Raw genomic sequence first — 19,335 nt, forward strand, 5'->3', positions numbered from 1 at the left:
ATGAAATACCAACCGTTTACCCGAACTTTGATTGCCACCGCGCTGGTGCTGACTGTCAGCGGCGTGCAGGCGGCCTCCCAGGCCCCGGTGGCTGGCGAAAATGGCATGGTGGTCACCGCCCAGCATCTGGCGACCCATGTGGGCGTGGACGTGCTCAAGGCCGGCGGCAACGCCGTTGATGCGGCGGTGGCGGTGGGCTACGCCCTGGCCGTGGTGTACCCGGCGGCCGGCAACCTGGGCGGCGGTGGGTTCATGACCGTGCAACTGGCCGACGGCCGCAAGACCTTCCTCGATTTCCGCGAAAAAGCTCCGCTGGCCGCGACCGCCGACATGTACCTGGACAAGGACGGCAACGTGGTCCCGGACCTCAGCTCCAAGGGCCACCTGGCGGTCGGCGTTCCCGGCACTGTGTCGGGCATGGAACTGGCGCTGAGCAAATACGGCACCCTCAAGCGCGCCCAGGTCATCGCCCCGGCGATCAAGCTGGCCGAAGACGGCTTTGCCCTGGAGCAGGGCGATGTCGACCTGCTGCACACCGCTACTGACGAATTCAAGAAAGACAAAGACCTGCGCGGCATCTTCCTGCACGGCGGCGAGCCGATGCTGGTGGGCCAGAAGCTGGTGCAGAAAGACCTGGCGAAAACCCTGCGGGAAATCTCCGCCAAGGGCACCGATGGCTTCTACAAAGGCTGGGTAGCCAAGGCGATTGTGGATTCCAGCCAATCGGGCAAAGGCATCATCACCCAAGCCGACCTGGACAAATACAAGACCCGCGAACTGGCGCCCATCGAGTGTGACTACCGTGGCTACCACGTGGTGTCCGCGCCACCACCGAGCTCGGGCGGGGTGGTCATTTGCGAAATCATGAACATCCTCGAAGGCTACCCGATGGCCGACCTCGGCTATCACTCGGCCCAGGGCCTGCACTACCAGATCGAAGCCATGCGCCACGCATACGTCGACCGCAACAGCTACCTCGGCGACCCGGACTTCGTGCAGAACCCGGTCGAGCACCTGCTGGACAAGGATTACGCCGCCAAACTGCGCGCTGCCATCGACCCGCAGAAAGCCGGGATCTCCCAGGACATCAAGCCGGGCGTTTCGCCCCACGAAGGCAATAACACCACCCACTACTCCATCGTCGACAAGTGGGGCAACGCGGTCTCGGTGACCTACACCCTCAACGACTGGTTCGGCGCGGGCGTGATGGCGAGCAAGACCGGGGTGATCCTCAACGACGAAATGGACGACTTCACCTCCAAGATCGGCGTGCCGAACATGTACGGCCTGGTGCAGGGCGAAGCCAACGCCATTGCTCCGGGCAAGACGCCGCTGTCGTCCATGAGCCCGACCATCGTCACCAAGGATGGCAAGGCGGTGATGGTGGTGGGTACGCCGGGTGGCAGCCGTATCATCACGGCCACCTTGCTGACCATTCTCAACGTGATCGATTACAAGATGAACATCCAGGAAGCCGTGGACGCCCCGCGTTTCCACCAGCAATGGCTGCCTGAGGCGACCAATATCGAACGCTTTGCCCTGAGCCCCGACACCCAGAAAATCCTCGAAGGCTGGGGCCACAAGTTTGCCGGCCCGCAGGACGCCAACCACCTGGCGGCGATCCTGGTAGGCGCGCCGTCCCTGGACGGCAAGCCGGTCGGCAATAACCGTTTCTATGGGGCCAACGACCCTCGGCGCAATACCGGGTTGTCCCTGGGCTACTAAAGCCCGCGGATCAGCTCCAGCACCTCGGCCTTCTTCAGCGGGTGCTTCAGGCGTTGCGAGAGCAGCGCCATGGCCCGCTGATGTTCACAGGCAACTACCGCTTCCACTTCGTCGCCCTGGCAGAGCAGGGCGATGAAGTCGTGGCGCTGCAGGTCGCCTTCCACGTGGAGCTGATTCCAGTGGCGGGGGTGGCCCAGCAGTTCAAAGGTCTTGCCGAAGTGATACGTCCAGAAGAACGGCACATCGGCAAACACCTGTTGTGCGCCCAGCATATTGCGCGCCGCCAGCACCCCGAGTTGCTGCGCCACACGCCAGTGTTCGATGCGCACGGGTTGGCCGTTCCATGGAAAGGTCACCATATCGCCCGCCGCCCATAGTCCGGGCGCGACGGACAAACCGGCATCGGTTTTGAGCGACTGGTCCTCGGCTTTTTCCAGCCCCTCGACAAACCCCGTGGCAGGCGTGACGCCGACGCCTATCAGTACCAGGTCTGCGGCCAATCTGTGGCCGTTTTTCAGCACCACCGTCGTCACGTCCATGTGGCCTTCCAGGCGTGCAGGCTCGCTGGCGGTGTGGAATATCACGCCGTTGGCTTCATGCAATTGGCGCAGTGAGGCACCGATGCGCTTGCCCAGTTGGGCCGCCAGCGGAATCTCGTGACGGCCCACCACCTGCACCGTCAACCCGCGCTTGCGTAAGGCGGACGCGGCTTCCAGGCCGATAAAACTGTCGCCGATGATCACTGCACATGTGCCCGGTTGAGCCGCCTTGACGATACGCGCCGCATCGTCCCGGGAGCGCAACACGAACACGTTGTTGAGTACGGTGCCCGGAACATCCAGCGGCCTGGCTTCGCCGCCGGTGGCCAGCAGTGCGGCGTCGTAGTCGAAATGGCGACCGTCCGCAAGCTCGAGGCGCTTGGCTTGAGGGTCGAGATGGCGCACTTCGCCGTGGATCCGCGACGCGTGGCAGGTGGCCTCGTCCAGCAAGGGCGGTGTTTCCTGCGGCGGCATCTCGCCGCAGATGACGAATTTGCTCAGGGCGGTGCGGTCGTAGGCGGGGTCCTGTTCCTGGTCGATCCACAACAACCGGCCGCTGAAACCCTTGCGGCGCAGCGTGGCCACGGCCGCCGAACCGGCTGCACCGGCGCCAATCACGATAAAGCAGCGCGAATCGTTGGTGTGCGGGGCAGCGGGCGAGGGCAGTGCCTCGTCGCCCACACTGACCACGCCGTCGTGAATCTCCACCGGGTACTGCTTGAGCTGCAACAGCGCGGGCGGCTCGCAGACCTGGCCGTCATCCACCCGGAAGGCCGCCTTGTGCCACGGGCAAATGATCCTCCCGTCACAGACCACGCCTTGCTCCAGGGGCGCCCCGGCGTGGGGGCAATCCGCCTGATAGGCACGGACCTCGCTACCCGAACGCACCAGCAGGATGTGATGGGCGGCGGTTTCAACACGAACGCCACGGTCTTCGGGCAAGTTGATCAAGCGGGCAACGATGCGCATGTTCATAGGCCAATCTCCTTTTAAGGATTGACCGGTGCCCCGGGTAGAGGACTGCGTTGACCCGATAACCGGTCTTCAGCCCTGCGCGCCAGAACGTTGAAAGTGGGCCATGCGTAACGAGCGGTGCATGAAAATCGTCCCCGCCGGTCAATCCAGCAGTTGTTCCACAGCTGAAAAGGCCTGGTCCTGGCGTGCTTGCCAATCCCCACGGATGACCCGTAGCGGTAGATGATGTTGCTCCAGCCAGTCACGACTGGCCTGGAAAAACGCCAGGCGATCGGCAAACTCCGGCTGGCAGCGCTGGCCATCGGCGGTCCACTCCACGTCTTCCGGAGACAGCAGCAGGTGCAGGTCGTAGTGGCGGGCGAGCAGTTCGCTGTCGAGCCACGCCGGGTAGTCGCCAAACAGGGTCTGGCTCCACAGCTTGTTGGTCAGCAGGTTGGTGTCGAGGATCAGCAACGCCGGCTGCGCGGCGCGGGCGGCATCTTCCCAGGCCAACTGGCCCCGGGCGATCTCCGGGATATCCGCCAGGGTGGTATCGCGCTGGTGGTGGTCGATGAAATGACGCACGTATTCGCCCACCATCACCCCGTCAAAATGTGCCTGCAACTGGGCGGCCAGCCAGCTTTTACCGCTGGATTCCGGGCCGGCCAGTACCACCACCTTCATGCGTGCAACGCCGGGTCGGCGCGCCATTCACGCCAGCCCTGCACCGCGATCACGGTGAACAAGGCGTAGAGCGCGGCGGTGAGGTACAGGCCTTTGTAGAGGAACAGCCCGACGAAGATCACATCCACGGTGATCCACAACGGCCAGCACTGCACGCGTTTTTGCGCCATCCACATCTGCGCCACCAGGCTGAAGCCGGTCAGGGTCGCGTCCAGCCAGGGTTGGGCGGCGTCGGTCCAGTGGGCCATGGCTGCGCCCAGCAACAGGCTGCCCACAGCACCCACAGCCAGGCCTTGCAGGATCGGTTGCAGGCCCAGGCTGGTGACTTGCCGGCCTTGCTTGACCTCACCGGCGCGGGTCCACTGCCACCAGCCGTAGAGTTGCAGGGCGGCGTAGATCACTTGCAGGAGCATGTCGGAGTAGAGCTTCACATCGAAGAAGATCCAGGTGTACAGCAGCACCATCACCAGGCCGATGGGCCAGCACCACGGGTTCTGTTTAACCGTCAACCAGACAGCGATCACCCCCAGGGCGGCGGCAAACAGTTCAAGCCCGGACATGGCGGTTCCTTGGGGGAGTCGAAGAGGGCGCTGATTGTAACCAATGTGGGAGCGGCGGTGCGACGATAGATCGTTCCCACGCTCTGCGTGGGAATGCAGTTCCGGACGCTCCGCGTCCCGGCTCTGCGCAACGGTGACGCAGAGCGTCACAGGATGCGTTCCCACGCAGAGCGTGGGAACGATCATCGGCGTCAGACCTTGAACTGGCGCAGAAGGCTGTCGAGTTGTTCGCTCAGGCCTTTCAAGTGCGCACTCGCGACGCTTGACTGCTGCGCCGCCAGTGCCGTGCTGTGGGACAAGCCGGCTGCCTGGGTGACGTTCTGGTTGATGTCTTCCACCACATGCGCCTGCTGCAACGTGGCGCTGGCAATCGAGGCGTTCAGCCCGTTGAGATTACGCAGCGCCTGGCCGATGGCAGTCAGGCTCGCGCCCGCCTGGCCTGCTTGTTCGATAGTCAGTTGCGAGGCCTGGTGGCTGTCGCTGATGACCTTGACCGCTGCCTCCGAATGGCCTTGCAGGCGCTCGATCATCGCCTGGATCTCTGCCGTGGATTTTTGCGTGCGCTGGGCCAGCAGCCGTACTTCGTCGGCCACCACCGCAAAACCACGGCCTTGCTCCCCGGCGCGGGCCGCTTCGATGGCGGCGTTGAGGGCCAGCAAGTTGGTCTGGTCGGCAATCGAGCGGATCACTTCCAGCACGCCGCCAATCTGCGTGCTTTCAGTCGACAGCGTCCGGATCACCTCCACGGCCTGGCTGATGGTGCCGGAGAGCTGGTCGATCCGTTGCAGGCTGCCATCGATATTGAGCTGGCCCTGTTCGGCCTGCACCTGGGCATCGCGCATTTCGCTGGCGGCATGCTCGGCATTTTTGGCCACGTCCTGTACGCCATAGGTGACTTCATTGATCGCCGTCGCCACCAGTTCCATCTGCTGCGATTGCTGTTGGCTGCGGTCATGGGCATCGCTGGCGTTGCTGCCCAGCTCGGTGGACGAATGGCCCAAGGCGTTGGCGCAGGTCTGCAACTGGCCCACCACCTGCCGCAGCTTGGCGGTAAAGCTGTTGAAGTGCCGCGACAATTGAGTGACTTCATCCTGGCCATGGGTGTCGAGGGTGCGGGTCAGGTCGCTTTCGCCACTGGCGATATTGGCCATCGCATTCACTGCCTGCTGCAACGGGCGCACGATGCTGCGGGCGATCAGCACCACCAGCAGGGCCATGATCAGCGCGATCACCAGGCCAACCACCGAGGCTTTCCACACCTGGCCGCGGAACTCGCCTTGCACGTCATCGACATACACGCCGGAACCGATGATCCAGCCCCAGGGTTCGAACAGCTGGATATAGGAGGTCTTGGCCACCGGCGCATCGGCGCCGGGCTTGGGCCAGCGGTAATTCACCATCCCCGCGCCCTTGGCCTTGGCCAGGATCACGAACTCGTTGAACACCGCAAAGCCGTCCGGATCACGGATGGCCGACAGGTTCTGGCCGTCGAGCTTGGGGTTGGCCGCGTGCATGATCATCACGGGGGTGAGGTCGTTGATCCAGAAGTAGTCGTCCTTTCCGTAACGCAGGCCACGTACCGCGCTCAAGGCTTGCTTCTGCGCCGCTTCACGGCTCAGGACGCCGCTGGTTTCGAGGCTGTGATAATAAGTCAGGATCCCGCTGGCGGTTTGCACCACGCGCTGGGTCTGCTCACTCTTGGCCTGGTACAGGTCGCCATGAATCTGCTTGAGCATAAGCAGGCCGAGGGTTAGCAGCATCAGCACGGCGACGATCAGGATCAGCCAGAGGCGCCGGCTGATAGACATATTGCGCAAACTGTTCATGGTCCTGTCACTCCGTGTTCTTATAATTTTGGGTGCTGCATCGACATTTCCGGCTTGTCTGATAGGCTTTCGGCCCAGAATCAAAAAACCTGAGTCCTGCCTGATTTTTCACGGAATTTTCGCAGTTCGGCCTTGATTATTTGCGCTGTGCTTGCAGCGCACTCTTCGTTAGTGAACGTCTAAAAAATATCAACGAGGCATGCCGTGGGCATGACCTTTGGGGGAATCGATGGATCTTTGGACCGCCGTACAGGCACTGATACTCGGCGTTGTAGAGGGGCTGACGGAGTTTTTGCCGATCTCCAGTACCGGGCACCAGATTATCGTGGCCGACTTGATCAACTTCGGTGGCGAACGCTTTGAAGCGTTCAATATCATCATTCAGCTGGGCGCGATCCTGGCGGTGGTGTGGGAGTTTCGACGCAAGATCCTCGACGTGGTCATTGGCTTGCCGACCCAGCGCAATGCCCAGCGTTTCACCGTCAACCTGATCATTGCCGTATTGCCGGCGGTGGTGCTGGGGGTGATTTTCGCCGACCTGATCAAACACTACCTGTTCAACCCGATCACCGTTGCGGCGGCGTTGGTGGTGGGCGGCGTCATCATGTTGTGGGCCGAGCGCCGCCAGCATGAAGTGCACGCCGAAACCGTCGACGACATCACCTGGAAGGACGCGATCAAAGTCGGCTTTGCCCAGTGCCTGGCGATGATCCCGGGCACCTCGCGCTCGGGCGCTACCATCATTGGCGGCCTGTTGTTCGGCCTGTCACGCAAGACCGCCACCGAGTTCTCGTTCTTCCTGGCGATGCCGACCATGGTCGGCGCAGCGGTGTATTCGGGCTACAAATACCGTCACCTGTTCCAGCCGGATGACCTGCCGGTGTTTGCCATCGGCTTTGTCACCTCGTTCATCTTCGCGATGATCGCGGTCAAGGCGCTGCTCAAGTTCATCGCCAGCCACAGCTACGCGGCGTTCGCCTGGTACCGGATCGCCTTCGGCCTGGTGATCCTGGCCACCTGGCAGTTCGGCTGGATCGACTGGTCGGCCGTCAAGCCATGATCATCCAGCATCCGCGCTTCAAGGCGTTGGTGTTTGCACTGTTGTGCGCCGCGCCGCTGTTTGGTGCGGCGCTGCTGGGGTACCGCGGGGTTTCGCTGATCCCGCTGGTGGCCTATGGCGTGGTCAGCGTGGTGGCGTTCCTGCTGTACTGGAGCGACAAGCGCAAGGCTCGCGAAGACAGCTGGCGCACCCCGGAAAACGTCCTGCACGCGGTGGAGCTGGCAGGCGGTTGGCCGGGGGCGTTGATTGCCCAGCAGGTGTTCCGCCACAAGACGCGCAAGGTGTCTTATCAGGTGGTGTTCTGGCTGATCGTGTTGCTGCACCAGGTGTTCTGGATTGATCAGCTGTTCCTGGGTGGCACGCTACTCTCGATCTTCTAGCAACAAGCCGACCTGCGTGCGCTTGGGCAGCTTGCTCACCACCAACTGGTGGGAACGCTGCAACAGGCCACGCAGTTCCTCGGCGCCCAGCGGGTAGGGCGTTTCCATGATGATCCACTGCGCCCGCGCCAGGTACGGCGCCGGGTGGATGCCGGGGCGATCCACATGGCCCAGGAACAGCTCCTTGTCGACCTTGAAGGCCAGCGAGTCGCCCCGCAGGTTCTGCAAGGCAAACATCTTGTTGCCGGCAATCGAAAACACCCGTACGCCGCCCCATTTGTAATCTTCCCGCGCGCCGGGCAAGCCCAGGCAAAACGTGGCGACTTGTTCTTCGGTCATTCTCATAGCAAACGGTCTCCGCAACCTTTGAAGGCGTTATCCAGGTGGTCGATCCAGGCCCGCACGGCCGGCAACACGCCGCGCCGATGTGGGTACACCGCCTGCAACCAGCCACCCGGCAATGACCATTGCGGCAAGAGCTGCACCAATTGGCCGTTGGCCAATTCCTCCTCGCAATACATCATCGGCAGCACGGTAAACCCCAGGCCGGCGAGGGCGCAGGCCTTGCGTACCAGGAAATCATCGATCCCCAGCCGTGCTTCCATCACCAGGTCGTGGCTGCTGCCTTCCGGGCTGAGCATGCGGAAGTGCACCATGCGGTCTGCTTCCAGGGCGCCCAGCACCGGCAGTTGCTTGAGGTCTTCCAGGGTGTCGATCTGCCGCTCACGCACAAAGTCGGGGCTGGCGACAATCGCGGTCTGGGCCTGGCGCAGGCGTTTGGTCACCAGGAGCGGGTCTTCATCCCCAAGCTCGCGCACGCGCAAGGCCACATCAATGCCTTCGGCCACCAGGTCGACGCGGCGGTTGACCAGGTTCATCTCCAACTGCACCAGCGGGTTGGCGGTGAGAAACTCCGCCACCACGGTCTGCAGGAATTGGTGAGCCAGGCCCACGGGGCTGCTGACCCGCAGCCGACCGCGGGGTTCGCTGGACATGCTGGCCACTGCCTCATCGGCCATTTCCGCCTCCAGCAGCATTGCCTGGCAGTGGCGCAGGTAGCGTTCACCCACGGCGGTGAGGGTCAGTTGGCGGGTGGTACGTTGCAGCAAGCGGGCGCCGAGGCGTTCTTCCAGCTCGGCAATGCGCCGCGACAGCCGCGACTTGGGAATCCCCAGCAGTCGCCCGGCAGCGGCGAAACCGCCGGCTTCCACCACCTTGGCGAAGTAGTAGAGGTCATTCAGATCTTGCATGGTGGGCCTATTGTCCTGTCAGTGGGACGAATAATCGCACATTGCCTGACTAATCGCTGATTGGTTTCATCTGTAGGCTTATTTCCATTCCGTCGCCCTTGGCGATGCTTACTTGGAGATTAACCATGAAACTGTTGCATATCGATTCCAGCATCCTCGGCGACAACTCGGTTTCCCGTCAGTTGAGCGCAGGTGTCGTCAAGACCTGGCAGGCGGCCGAGCCAGACGTTGAAGTGACCTACCGTGACCTGGCCAGCGAAGGCATCAACCACTTTTCCGGCGTGACCCTGGGTGCACTGGGCACCGCTGCCGAGCTGCGTGATGCCGTACAGAAACATGAAGCCGAGCTGAGCGCCAACACCCTCGCCGAATTCCTCGCGGCCGACGCCATCGTCCTGGCTGCGCCGATGTACAACTTCACCATCCCGACCCAACTCAAGGCCTGGATCGACCGTATCGCCGTCGCCGGCCAGACATTCCGCTACACCGAAAACGGTCCTGAAGGCCTGGCCGGTGGCAAGAAAGTCATCATCGTGTCGACCTCCGGCGGCCTGCACGTTGGCCAGCCTACCGGTGTGGCTCACGAAGACTACCTGAAAGTACTGCTGGGCTTCCTCGGCATCACCGACATCGAAATCGTCCGCGCTCACGGCCTGGGCTATGGCGATGAAGTGCGCAGCAAGGCGATCAGCGACGCCAACGCAGTGATCAACGAACAATTGTTTGCCGCAGCGTAAGACTTGTGTAAATTTTGCTGTTCCTCGATATCAATCTGATTCGAGGCGCCTAAACTCTGTATTCTGCTCGCCTGAAAAGCGATCGGAGTACGGAGTTTTTTCGTTTACCCGCTGTCACTACTTTGGCCCAGGTTATGCACGCATGGGTAAACCCTGCCAGTCCGAGCGCCTGAACCATGGATACTTCAACAGCTACGCGGGCTTACGCAACAAAGGTGGACATCCCCATGATGCGTCTTTGTGCAGTCTTGGTTCTCTCCCTGCTCGGCGGCCTGATTTCAGTGCAAGCCGCGCCCGCGCCGCACCCCCATTGGAGTGTGGGCTTCCACCGCATGACTTTTCTCGACCCGCTGGATCTGCAGCCGATGAAAGCCGTCGCGTTCTACCCGTCCACCGGCCTGGAACACACCACCCAGGTGGGCGCTTATCACATCGCCGCCACTGAAGACTCGAAAATCGCCATCGGCCGCTTTCCAATGCTGATGCTGTCCCACGGCAATACCGGCACGCCCCTGGCCCTGCACGACCTCGCCACCTCCCTGGCGCGCAAGGGGTTTGTGGTGGTGGCGGTGCTGCACCCTGGCGACAACTACAAGGATCACAGCCGGCTGGGCACCTTGAGCAACCTGTACGGGCGCCCGATCCAGATTTCCGAAGCGATCACCGCCACCCTCGGCGACCCGATGCTGTCGCCATTCGTCAACGTCGACCAGGTAGGCGTCATCGGTTATTCGGCCGGTGGCGAAACCGCGCTGATCCTCGCCGGCGCCAAGCCGGACCTCGACCGCCTGCGCCGCTACTGCCAGCAGCGCCCGGAAGATCGCGACGCCTGCACCACCAAGGGCGAGTTGATCGTCGACCGCGACGACCTGCAACCGCAGGCCGACCCGCGTATCCATGCCTTGATGTTGATGGCGCCGTTGAGCCTGATGTTTGGCCGCCACACCCTGGCGGACGTGCATGTACCGGTGCTGCTCTACAGCGGCGACGGCGACAAGCTGGTGGCCGTGGACAAGAACGCCGAGGCCCTGGCGCGCAAACTGCCGGAGCCGCCGGACTTCAAGCTGCTGGCCGGGGCAGGGCACTTTGTGTTCATGGCGCCTTGCGACGAGAGCCAACTGGCCGCGATGCCCGCCATGTGCACCGATGCTGACGGGGTTGACCGTGAAAGCATCCACCGCGACCTGATTTCCGAGGCCGGGCGGTTCTTTAATCACACCCTCGGGCAATCCACCCGGGCGGGCTTGCAGACGGCTGATCAGTAAGCGCGGCGCTTGAGCAGCAACGTCAGGCCCAGGCCGGTGACCGAGAGCAGGGCGGCGCAGAAGAAGATCCACGAGTAGCCCAGGTTCAGCGCCACCGCACCCATCACCGGCCCGGCAATGGCCAGCGCCAGGTCAAAAAACACCGCATATGCACTCAACCCGGCGCCCCGGCTGCTGTTGGGCACCTGCTTGATCGCCTCCACGCCCAGCGCCGGGTACACCAGCGACAAACCAAAGCCGGTCAGCCCGGCGCCGATCAAGGCCACGCCGGTGGACGGTGCCAGCCACAGCAGCGTCAGGCCCAGGGTTTCGATGGTCATGCAGGCAATCGCCGCGGTGAAGCCGCCGAAGCGGTTGATGGCAGAGATAAACACCAGCCGTGACAGGATGAAACACACGCCAAATACCGTCAGGCACCAGGCGGCGCCGGTCCAGCCACGGCTCAGGTAGTAGAGGGTGATAAAGGTGGTGAGGGTGCCGTAGCCAATCGACGCCAGGCACAGGCTGGCGCCAAACGGCGCAATGCGTCCGAATACGGCCCAGAATGGCAGCCGCTCGCCGCGTACTACGGGCACTGAAGGTTTATTGCGGATCAGCAACAGCCCCAGGGCGGAAAGCACCGTGAGGGCGATTCCGAGGCTGGTGTAGCCGTAGTCGGCAACCATCACCACTCCAAGCGGTGCACCAATGGCAATCGCACCGTAGGAGGCGATGCCGTTCCACGAGATCGATCGTGCCGTATGTTCGGCACCGACCGCGCCCATGCACCAACTGATGGTGCCGACGCCGATCAGGCCCTGCGCGACGCCGAGTAACAGCCGGCCGACAATCAATATGCCGAGGCTCAGCAACGGCAAGCTTTGCACCAGCGTGGCGATGAACGTCAGCACCCCGCTCAGCAGAATCCCGCTCAGGCCCAGCACGATAGCGCGCTTGGTGCCCACGTTGTCCGACATGCGCCCCGCCATGGGGCGGCTGAGCAGCGTGGCCAGGTATTGCGAGCCGATGGTTATCCCGGCGACCACCGCGCTGAAACCCAGCTCACCGTGGACATAGCCGGGGATGACGGCAATCGGCAGGCCGATACAGATAAACGCGATAAACGTGTAGAAAACGATGGAGACGATCTGCAGGGTGATCGACAAGGAGCTGGGGGCGGCGGGCTGTGTGGCAGGCATGGGGACTCGTTCGCGGGCGGGCGGTGAGGGCATCATGGCAAGGGCTTGGGGTAAAAGGAAGCAGGCTAACTATATTTGATGATATTGCGGCCCGTGCCTATCCGGCTTTGGATCCATGGGGCCTCCCTGGCCCGGGACGACTAAAGCGGACGCGGTAAAGTGTGGGAGCTGTCGAGCTTTAGCGAGGCTGCGAAGGCGGCGGCATGGTCAATAAAGATGTTGCCTGGCACACCGCTATCGCGGCCTCGCTAAAGCTCGACGGCTCCCACAGAAAAGCAGAGCCATATCCCAAAAAAAAGCCCCATCACACTGGACGGGGCTTTCGCATTTCAAACTACCGGCGGCTCTTAGAAAACCACACCCTGACTACGCAGGTAATCGTCATAAGTCCCGCTGAAGTCGATCACCCCACTCGGGCTCAGCTCGATGATGCGGGTGGCCAGGGACGACACAAACTCCCGGTCATGGCTGACAAAGATCAGCGTACCCGGGTAGTTCTCCAACGCCAGGTTCAGCGCCTCGATGGACTCCATGTCCAAGTGGTTGGTCGGCTCGTCCATGATCAGCACGTTCGGCTTTTGCAGGATCAGCTTGCCGAACAGCATGCGACCTTGCTCGCCACCGGAAATCACCTTCACCGACTTCAGGATCTCGTCGTTGGAGAACAGCATGCGGCCCAGGGTACCGCGAACCACTTGCTCGCCTTCCTTGGTCCAGCGGCCCATCCAGTCGAACAGGTTGGACTCGTCTTCGAAGTCCGAAGCATGGTCCTGGGCGTAATAGCCCAGTTCAGCCGCGTCGGTCCACTTGACCGTACCGGCATCCGGGGTCAGTTCGTTGACCAGGGTACGCAGCAGGGTGGTCTTGCCGATACCGTTCGGGCCAATGATCGCCACGCGCTCGCCGGCTTCAACCTGGAAGCTGAAGTCCTTGAACAGCGTCTTGCCGTCAAAGCCCTTGGCCATGCGATCGACGATGACCGCCTGACGGTGGAGCTTCTTGGTCTGGTCGAAGCGGATGAACGGGCTGACGCGGCTCGATGGCTTGACTTCGGCCAGCTGGATCTTGTCGATCGCCTTGGCACGGGAAGTGGCCTGCTTGGCTTTCGAGGCGTTGGCCGAGAAGCGGCTGACGAAGGATTGCAGCTCGGAGATCTGCGCTTTCTTCTTGGCGTTGTCCGACAGCAACTGCTCGCGGGACTGGGTCGCCACGGTCATGTATTCGTCGTAGTTGCCCGGGAACAGGCGCAGCTCGCCGTAGTCCAGGTCGGCCATGTGGGTGCAGACGCTGTTCAGGAAGTGACGGTCGTGAGAGATGATGATCATCAGGCTGTTACGCTGGGTCAGGATGTTTTCCAGCCAGCGGATGGTGTTGATGTCCAGGTGGTTGGTTGGCTCGTCGAGCAGCAACACTTCCGGATCGGAAAACAGTGCCTGGGCCAGCAATACACGCAGCTTCCAGCCTGGTGACACTTCACTCATCGGGCCGTTGTGCTGCTCGATGCCGATACCCAGGCCCAGCAGCAACTCACCGGCGCGGGATTCGGCGGTGTAGCCGTCCATCTCGGCGAAGTCGGTTTCCAGCTCGGCCACGGCCATGCCGTCGTCTTCGGTCATTTCCGGCAGCGAGTAGATGCGGTCGCGCTCGGCCTTGACCTTCCACAGCTCTTCGTGACCCATGATCACGGTGTCGAGTACGGTGAATTCTTCGTAGGCGAACTGGTCCTGGCGCAGTTTACCCAGGCGCACGTTCGGCTCCAGCATGACCTGGCCGCCCGACGGGTCGAGGTCGCCACCGAGGATTTTCATGAAAGTCGACTTGCCGCAACCGTTGGCACCGATCAGGCCATAACGGTTGCCTGCGCCGAACTTGACCGAAACGTTCTCAAATAGCGGCTTGGCGCCGAACTGCATGGTGATGTTAGCTGTGGAGATCAATTACTTTACCTATCAATAGCTTGGAGTGCGCTAATTTGAGCCGGGCCCATTTTGTGGCCCAGGCCAACGGGCATACGTCGGCAGCGACATCAAGGCTTGGGGCCCAGTCGCTGAGCAGAAAAATGGGTGCATGTTGGAATTTGGCGCGCATTGTCGCATATGTCAGGCGGGAGTTGTATGGCGCTGCACGGATGGATTCGCCCGAGTCTCCGGCATTGCCACCCACACCAGCCCCAATGCGACGGCCGCCACGCCGGCCAGGGTCAGGAACGCGGCGTTGTAACCCGCCCACTGCACGACAAAACCTGCCAGGCTGCTGCTCAAGGCCGCCCCGAGGCCGAATGCCGTGGACAGCGCGCCCAGGCTGACATTGAAGCGTCCGGTGCCCTGGGTGAGGTCTTTGACGATCACCGGAAACAGCGCGCCGAACACCCCGGCACCGACCCCGTCAAGCATCTGCACCGCCACCAGCCAATAAGGATCACTGGACAGCGTATACAACACGCCCCGCAGCGGCAGGATCATGAAACCGGCGAGCAGCAACGGCTTGCGCCCCCACACGTCGGCCTTCACGCCCACCAGCCAGGCCACCGGCACCATCACCAACTGGGCCGCGACGATGCAGGCCGAGGTCAGCGGCGTGGCCATCTGCAGGTTGATCTGCGACAGCTTCTGGCTGACCAGCGGCAGCATGGCCGCATTGGCCAGGTGAAACAGCGCGCAGCAGATGGCAAACAGCATCAAGGGCTTGTTCGCCAGAAGCACGGCCAACCCCGACGGTTGTTCATGGCCGGTGCCATGCGCAGGGTCGAAACCCCGTGCGACTTCGTGGTCGATTGCCTGGGCTGACACGCAGCTGACCGCGATGACACTCGCCGCAGCCATGACTGCCATCAGATAGAACACCGCCACCGGGCCGAACAGGTAGGCAAATCCACCGGCGAGGAGGGCCGCCACCGCGTTGCCGGCGTGGTTGAAGGTTTCATTGCGGCCGGTGCGCCGGGTAAAAGCGCGCGGCCCGGTGATCCCGAGGGAAATCGCCGAGATGGCCGGCGCAAACACCGAGGCCGCCGCTGCACTGGCCGCCTGGGTCAGCGCCACCAGGCTGAAGGAGCTGACGAAGGGCAGGAGCAGGCAACTGGCAGTCACCAGCAGCGCGGCGATCACGATCACTGCCCGTTTGCTGCGGGTTCGGTCAATCAATGCGCCGGCCGGCGTCTGGGTGAGCAGGGCCGCGATGCCGGCCAGGGTCATGACCACGCCGATGCTGGCGGGGTCCCAGTGGTGCACGGCCAGCAGATAAATCGCCAGGTACGGCCCCAGTCCGTCACGCACGTCCGCCAGGAAGAAGTTCAGGCTGTCCAGGGACAGGGTGTTGCGCAGGTCAGAGCGAGTAGCCATGGCACGGTCTTCAGGCAAGAGGTCGGTAGCAGTAGTGACCCATGGCGTGAAGGTATAGTTTCTGAAGGCGGCGTTGCACTCGTATGGCAATACAAGCAAAAACATTTACAAAGTGGAGCCATTTGCATCGAAAAATAGCGCTGATCGAGGCTTTTTCAGGGCTTTTTATTGTTAACAGTTGAACATCCAATAAGCCTGGCTTATTTTCCGTCCGTTCGCCCTACAGTGAAGGCTCTTTACCGGTTCAAGGATGGCGAGGCTTTCGGTGTAGGGCGGACTTCTTTTGTCGCAATGACCGGAACATATTGGAGACGCAATGGACATGCTGTCAGCCCAGGTATCAAAACCAGCCCGCTCAGCTGCCCCGTGCTACACCCCCACCGCCATCAAGCGCCCGTGCTGATTGGCTGCTGTGCAGGCAAAAAAAGGCCCGTGGGGTAGACGGGCCAAGGTGTTCACTGGAGTAGGTAGCCTTCACCCTATAGGTCAACACGTGAAGGCCATGTGAAAACCATGTCGCAGGAACGGATGTATCTCCGTGTCAGGGTTTGCGCACGAACGTGCGCATGGTTTGCCCTGGGCCGGTACTGAAGCGGGTAGGGCGGGGCATGCCTTCATCTGCCGCAATAAACACGAAGTGATCACCTTCCAGCCGGTAACTCGCGGGTAACTGCTTGCCGGCATCCTCTCCCATCGAGTCAACCCAGGTAATGCTTTTGGGTGCCGTGCTGGCATCGAGCGTGAAGCTGCCTGCCAGTAAAACCTCGCCGTCGACCGTCACCACCTGGAATTGATCGCCCGAGATTGTCGTGATCGCGCCTGGCGCGCTGTGTTCATCCGTGGGATTGAGCGCGCCATTGTCTTCCAGTGCCGTTTGCTCCCATGCGCCCTGGAGCGCCTGGAAATCCGCATTTGAAGCAGGTGTCATATAAATTCCTTTTTGGTTAAAAAACGAGCAGTCAATACCTTGGTGCGTAGATGCCTGACGGATAAGCTGAATCGATTTTGTGAGAATTGTCTGGTTTCTCTTTGTTGCGTACGAATTTTCCCAGTATTCACGGGTATTTAGCGCCATTTTGTGCGTTGATTCGGAAACGGTTCTTTACAAGTTCGTCTACGCTCAGCACCAGGGTAGGGGCTCCTGCGTAATCTGAACGAAAACAATCTACGGTGATGTGGGATTTTTCCATGACCGAGGTGGTCCGATGACCATCGGTAGACCGTTCGTGTCTTGTGTACAGGGCGTTGTCCCTGATTTTCAAGCGGCCATTCAGTATTTGATGAATATGTGTGACCGCTGACTGTCGACTTTTTAAGGTGCATCAGTTTTGAATAAAACTCCTCGGCTCCACGCTCATGCGGCATCGGACGAAATTGATCTGTTTGAACTGTGTCATGGTATCTGGCGGCAAAAGAAGTTGGTGCTGGGGTGTACGATTCTGGCGGGGGTGCTGGGGGCGGGCTACGCTTTTCTGGCCCCGCGGGAGTATCAGGTCAGCAGTGTGCTGCGCCCGGCTGCCATCAATGAGCTGGATGCTCTGAACCGCTCCGAAGTCTATAAGTTGCCGCCGGCCGACGCCCTGAACAAAGTGGGGGCGCAACTGGACTCATACGAAGCGCGCCTGGGGTTTTTCAAGTCCCATGAGGACCTGTTCAAGGCGTTCCAGAAAACCGGGCAAAGCCTCGAGCAGAGTTTTGAAGAATTCAATCGAAACTCCATCAACCTGAGCCTGCCCGATCCCAAGAAGTCCGACTCCCTGAGCAGCTATATCAAGCTTGAGCTGGAATACCCGGCAGACATCGACGGGGTAGCGATTCTCAACGGCTTTGTAGACTACGCAATTGATTCGGAACGTGCCCAGGTCGGTGCTGACCTTAAAGTGATCGTCAATAACCGCTTGAACGAACTCAAGGGCAAAATCGACGCGGCGCGCTCCAATTACGAAACCGACAAGGAATCGAAGATTGCCAAGCTGCTTGAAGCCGACAGGCTCAAACGGGCCAAGCTGGAGGACGAACTGGGTGCCCTGCGCTTACAGATGAAAATGGAGCGCACGGACCGGCTGGCAGAGCTGGCGGAGGCCATTTCCATCGCCAAGTCGATGGGCATCAAGACCCCGACCACTCCTTCTTCCATGGCAGATGCCTCGCGTAGCGGCTCGAATCAAGTAATGCGCACCGAGGTCAACAACCAGAAAATCCCGCTGTACTTCCTCGGTACAGAGGCGCTTGAGGCGGAACGTGCCGCGTTGCAGGCGCGTACCAGCGACGACTTTACCAACAGCCGCATTGCACAGATTGGCAAAGAGTTGCAGATGCTGGAGGTCAACCGTGAAGTGGAGGTGCTGAAAAATCGCGGGAATGAAGACATTTTCTTGCAGGATGTTGAACCGTTACGAGCGGAAGTCGCGCGTTTGCGAGGCCTCAATATCGACATGAGTGGCCTCAAGCTGGTAACCATTGACCGTCGTGCCCAAGAGCCGCTGAGCCCGATCAAGCCCAAGAAAGCCCTGGTTATGATACTGAGCCTGCTGGCAGGGTTGACCGTGGGCGTACTGATTGCGCTGGGCCGCCATCTGCTGGCACGACGCGAAGCCGTACCCTACTCGGAGTTGGATGAATATCGGCTTTCTCTGCGTACACGCAAGGATGATGAACCGAAAAGCTGACGCCTTCAGCAGCGGGCAGGCCGCCCGGCAAGCCCGCTGCTGCTGTTCCTGGCACACTCACTGGACACCTTTTCACAAATCTTGATTAACCTTTGGTTACAAAGTGTGGCTAAAATAGCTGCCAATGGCCACGACCGGATTGTCACCCAGCCGTTCGTGTTGCCGGTTTTGTGAATTGTGATTTCAGGTGCTGCATCTTCAATCCTCGGCCGTTGTGGGCACGCGGGAGCAGCCTGTTCTCTTCTGACTTGTGACGAATACCTTGAAACTCATCATTGTTGCTCTCTACGTTGCCTCTATTGCGTATGTCCACCTGCGTGGCCGGGTGCGCCACAAGCTGGGGCGCCAGCTCAGCGATCACTCGACCTTCCTGGCTCCGGTGAACTGCTTTCTCTACCTCTTTTCCAAACTGCCCAGCCGACCGTACCTGTCCCCCAGCGACTTTCCCGACCTGAGCCCGCTTCAGGAGCATTGGCAAGAGATCCGCGAGGAAGGCCAGAACCTGCTGCGCGCAGGCGAGATCAAGCGCTCCGACCAGTACAATGACGTGGGTTTCAATTCGTTCTTCAAGTCGGGCTGGAAGCGTTTCTATTTGAAGTGGTACGGCGACAGCCATCCTTCGGCGATGAAGCTGTGCCCGCGCACCACCGAGCTGGTGCAAAGCATCGGCTCGATCAAGGCCGCGATGTTTGCCGAGCTGCCACCGGGCTCAAAGCTGGTACGCCATCGTGACCCGTATGCCGGTTCCTACCGTTACCACCTGGGCCTGGACACGCCCAACTCTCCGGGCTGCTACATCAACGTGGACGGTGAAAACTACTACTGGCGCGATGGTGAGCCGGTGATGTTTGACGAGACCTTCATCCACTACGCCGAAAACACCACCGAGCAGAACCGGATCATTCTGTTCTGCGATATCGAACGCCCGATGAAGTACCGCTGGGCGGCCGCGTTCAACCGTTGGTTCAGCCGCAACGTGATGGCTGCGGCCGGTTCGCCCAACGATGCCGGTGACAAGACCGGCGGCCTGAACCGTGCGTTTACCCGCCTGTACAAGATTCGCCTGCGGGGCAAGGAGTTGAAGAAACGCAACCGCACCCGTTACTACCTGGAAAAATGGGCGATCTTTGCCGGCCTGGCCGCGATCTTCATCCTCATCTGAACCGGGCA

General features: G+C 61.1%; 17 protein-coding genes. 7 read left to right on the forward strand and 10 right to left on the reverse strand.

What is annotated here, in order from left to right; translation table 11 throughout:
* Complete coding sequence (ggt, locus tag ACIOMR_RS08695; protein WP_003215346.1) at positions 1 to 1,725, forward strand: gamma-glutamyltransferase; 1,725 nt, start codon at positions 1 to 3, stop codon at positions 1,723 to 1,725.
* Here the strand turns inward: ggt and ACIOMR_RS08700 are convergent.
* From ACIOMR_RS08700 to ACIOMR_RS08715, 4 genes are all read right to left on the reverse strand, one after another.
* Complete coding sequence (locus ACIOMR_RS08700) at positions 1,722 to 3,239, reverse strand: FAD-dependent oxidoreductase (RefSeq protein WP_177009414.1); 1,518 nt, start codon at positions 3,237 to 3,239, stop codon at positions 1,722 to 1,724. The genes ggt and ACIOMR_RS08700 overlap by 4 nt on opposite strands.
* Positions 3,240 to 3,380: 141 nt before the next feature.
* The gene (locus tag ACIOMR_RS08705) at positions 3,381 to 3,902 is read right to left on the reverse strand and encodes an AAA family ATPase (RefSeq protein ID WP_401193547.1); all 522 of its coding nucleotides are present in this window, start codon (positions 3,900 to 3,902) and stop codon (positions 3,381 to 3,383) included.
* A complete protein-coding gene (gene pnuC, locus ACIOMR_RS08710; RefSeq protein WP_401193496.1) occupies positions 3,899 to 4,462 on the reverse strand; it encodes a nicotinamide riboside transporter PnuC in 564 nt (187 codons plus the stop codon). Before pnuC ends, ACIOMR_RS08705 begins: the two co-directional genes overlap by 4 nt.
* Positions 4,463 to 4,653: 191 nt before the next feature.
* A complete protein-coding gene (locus tag ACIOMR_RS08715) occupies positions 4,654 to 6,288 on the reverse strand; it encodes a methyl-accepting chemotaxis protein (protein WP_087692679.1) in 1,635 nt (544 codons plus the stop codon).
* Between the two features lie 229 nt (positions 6,289 to 6,517).
* Here ACIOMR_RS08715 and ACIOMR_RS08720 point away from each other — a divergent pair, with 229 nt between their 5' ends.
* Both ACIOMR_RS08720 and ACIOMR_RS08725 read left to right on the forward strand, forming a co-directional pair.
* On the forward strand, positions 6,518 to 7,348 hold the full coding sequence (locus tag ACIOMR_RS08720; RefSeq protein ID WP_003215357.1) for an undecaprenyl-diphosphate phosphatase: 831 nt from the start codon (positions 6,518 to 6,520) through the stop codon (positions 7,346 to 7,348).
* Positions 7,345 to 7,728 carry a DUF1294 domain-containing protein gene (locus ACIOMR_RS08725; RefSeq protein ID WP_003215359.1) on the forward strand — a complete coding sequence of 128 codons (384 nt, stop codon included), beginning with the start codon at positions 7,345 to 7,347 and terminating at the stop codon, positions 7,726 to 7,728. Before ACIOMR_RS08720 ends, ACIOMR_RS08725 begins: the two co-directional genes overlap by 4 nt.
* Here the strand turns inward: ACIOMR_RS08725 and ACIOMR_RS08730 are convergent.
* Together ACIOMR_RS08730 and ACIOMR_RS08735 are read right to left on the reverse strand one after the other, a co-directional pair.
* Entirely contained in the window at positions 7,711 to 8,073 is a 363-nt protein-coding gene (locus ACIOMR_RS08730) for an MmcQ/YjbR family DNA-binding protein (RefSeq protein ID WP_032899493.1), read from the reverse strand. The genes ACIOMR_RS08725 and ACIOMR_RS08730 overlap by 18 nt on opposite strands.
* Positions 8,070 to 8,978 carry a LysR substrate-binding domain-containing protein gene (locus ACIOMR_RS08735; protein ID WP_003215364.1) on the reverse strand — a complete coding sequence of 303 codons (909 nt, stop codon included), beginning with the start codon at positions 8,976 to 8,978 and terminating at the stop codon, positions 8,070 to 8,072. Before ACIOMR_RS08735 ends, ACIOMR_RS08730 begins: the two co-directional genes overlap by 4 nt.
* Positions 8,979 to 9,103: 125 nt before the next feature.
* Between ACIOMR_RS08735 and ACIOMR_RS08740 the strand changes: the two genes are divergently transcribed.
* Together ACIOMR_RS08740 and ACIOMR_RS08745 are read left to right on the forward strand one after the other, a co-directional pair.
* The gene (locus tag ACIOMR_RS08740; protein WP_087692678.1) at positions 9,104 to 9,715 is read left to right on the forward strand and encodes an FMN-dependent NADH-azoreductase; all 612 of its coding nucleotides are present in this window, start codon (positions 9,104 to 9,106) and stop codon (positions 9,713 to 9,715) included.
* A 227-nt stretch (positions 9,716 to 9,942) separates the two neighbouring features.
* Positions 9,943 to 10,980: a dienelactone hydrolase gene (locus ACIOMR_RS08745; protein WP_008436172.1), complete on the forward strand. Its 1,038-nt coding sequence runs from the start codon at positions 9,943 to 9,945 to the stop codon at positions 10,978 to 10,980.
* On the opposite strand, the gene ACIOMR_RS08750 is transcribed toward ACIOMR_RS08745, so the two are convergent.
* The 4 genes from ACIOMR_RS08750 to ACIOMR_RS08765 form a co-directional block, all read right to left on the reverse strand.
* Positions 10,974 to 12,158, reverse strand: a complete 1,185-nt coding sequence (locus tag ACIOMR_RS08750) for an MFS transporter (protein ID WP_177068074.1) — start codon at positions 12,156 to 12,158, stop codon at positions 10,974 to 10,976. The two genes, ACIOMR_RS08745 and ACIOMR_RS08750, sit on opposite strands and share 7 nt — an antisense overlap.
* 347 nt (positions 12,159 to 12,505) lie before the next feature.
* Positions 12,506 to 14,095, reverse strand: coding sequence for an ABC-F family ATPase (locus ACIOMR_RS08755; protein ID WP_008436174.1), 1,590 nt, complete (start codon positions 14,093 to 14,095; stop codon positions 12,506 to 12,508).
* A 162-nt stretch (positions 14,096 to 14,257) separates the two neighbouring features.
* The gene (locus tag ACIOMR_RS08760) at positions 14,258 to 15,496 is read right to left on the reverse strand and encodes an MFS transporter (protein ID WP_003218461.1); all 1,239 of its coding nucleotides are present in this window, start codon (positions 15,494 to 15,496) and stop codon (positions 14,258 to 14,260) included.
* A 541-nt stretch (positions 15,497 to 16,037) separates the two neighbouring features.
* Complete coding sequence (locus ACIOMR_RS08765) at positions 16,038 to 16,424, reverse strand: TIGR03067 domain-containing protein (protein WP_087692675.1); 387 nt, start codon at positions 16,422 to 16,424, stop codon at positions 16,038 to 16,040.
* A gap of 400 nt (positions 16,425 to 16,824) precedes the next feature.
* On the opposite strand from ACIOMR_RS08765, the gene ACIOMR_RS08770 reads away from it, so the two are divergent.
* Both ACIOMR_RS08770 and lpxO read left to right on the forward strand, forming a co-directional pair.
* Positions 16,825 to 18,165 (forward strand): LPS O-antigen chain length determinant protein WzzB, encoded by a 1,341-nt coding sequence (locus tag ACIOMR_RS08770; RefSeq protein WP_087692674.1) that lies wholly within the window; start codon positions 16,825 to 16,827, stop codon positions 18,163 to 18,165.
* Between the two features lie 262 nt (positions 18,166 to 18,427).
* Positions 18,428 to 19,327: a lipid A hydroxylase LpxO gene (gene lpxO, locus ACIOMR_RS08775; protein WP_008436177.1), complete on the forward strand. Its 900-nt coding sequence runs from the start codon at positions 18,428 to 18,430 to the stop codon at positions 19,325 to 19,327.
* The last annotated feature ends 8 nt before the right edge of the window (positions 19,328 to 19,335 follow it).

Origin of the sequence: Pseudomonas sp. NPDC087814 (assembly GCF_044742865.1) — a bacterium.
Lineage (GTDB): Bacteria > Pseudomonadota > Gammaproteobacteria > Pseudomonadales > Pseudomonadaceae > Aquipseudomonas.

Coding starts and splice junctions, on each gene's coding strand:
- ggt (WP_003215346.1), top strand. CDS start 1: ATGAAATACCAACCGTTTACCCGAACTTTGATTGCCACCGCGCTGGTG.
- ACIOMR_RS08700 (WP_177009414.1), bottom strand. CDS start 3,239: ATGAACATGCGCATCGTTGCCCGCTTGATCAACTTGCCCGAAGACCGT.
- ACIOMR_RS08705 (WP_401193547.1), bottom strand. CDS start 3,902: ATGAAGGTGGTGGTACTGGCCGGCCCGGAATCCAGCGGTAAAAGCTGG.
- pnuC (WP_401193496.1), bottom strand. CDS start 4,462: ATGTCCGGGCTTGAACTGTTTGCCGCCGCCCTGGGGGTGATCGCTGTC.
- ACIOMR_RS08715 (WP_087692679.1), bottom strand. CDS start 6,288: ATGAACAGTTTGCGCAATATGTCTATCAGCCGGCGCCTCTGGCTGATC.
- ACIOMR_RS08720 (WP_003215357.1), top strand. CDS start 6,518: ATGGATCTTTGGACCGCCGTACAGGCACTGATACTCGGCGTTGTAGAG.
- ACIOMR_RS08725 (WP_003215359.1), top strand. CDS start 7,345: ATGATCATCCAGCATCCGCGCTTCAAGGCGTTGGTGTTTGCACTGTTG.
- ACIOMR_RS08730 (WP_032899493.1), bottom strand. CDS start 8,073: ATGAGAATGACCGAAGAACAAGTCGCCACGTTTTGCCTGGGCTTGCCC.
- ACIOMR_RS08735 (WP_003215364.1), bottom strand. CDS start 8,978: ATGCAAGATCTGAATGACCTCTACTACTTCGCCAAGGTGGTGGAAGCC.
- ACIOMR_RS08740 (WP_087692678.1), top strand. CDS start 9,104: ATGAAACTGTTGCATATCGATTCCAGCATCCTCGGCGACAACTCGGTT.
- ACIOMR_RS08745 (WP_008436172.1), top strand. CDS start 9,943: ATGATGCGTCTTTGTGCAGTCTTGGTTCTCTCCCTGCTCGGCGGCCTG.
- ACIOMR_RS08750 (WP_177068074.1), bottom strand. CDS start 12,158: ATGCCTGCCACACAGCCCGCCGCCCCCAGCTCCTTGTCGATCACCCTG.
- ACIOMR_RS08760 (WP_003218461.1), bottom strand. CDS start 15,496: ATGGCTACTCGCTCTGACCTGCGCAACACCCTGTCCCTGGACAGCCTG.
- ACIOMR_RS08765 (WP_087692675.1), bottom strand. CDS start 16,424: ATGACACCTGCTTCAAATGCGGATTTCCAGGCGCTCCAGGGCGCATGG.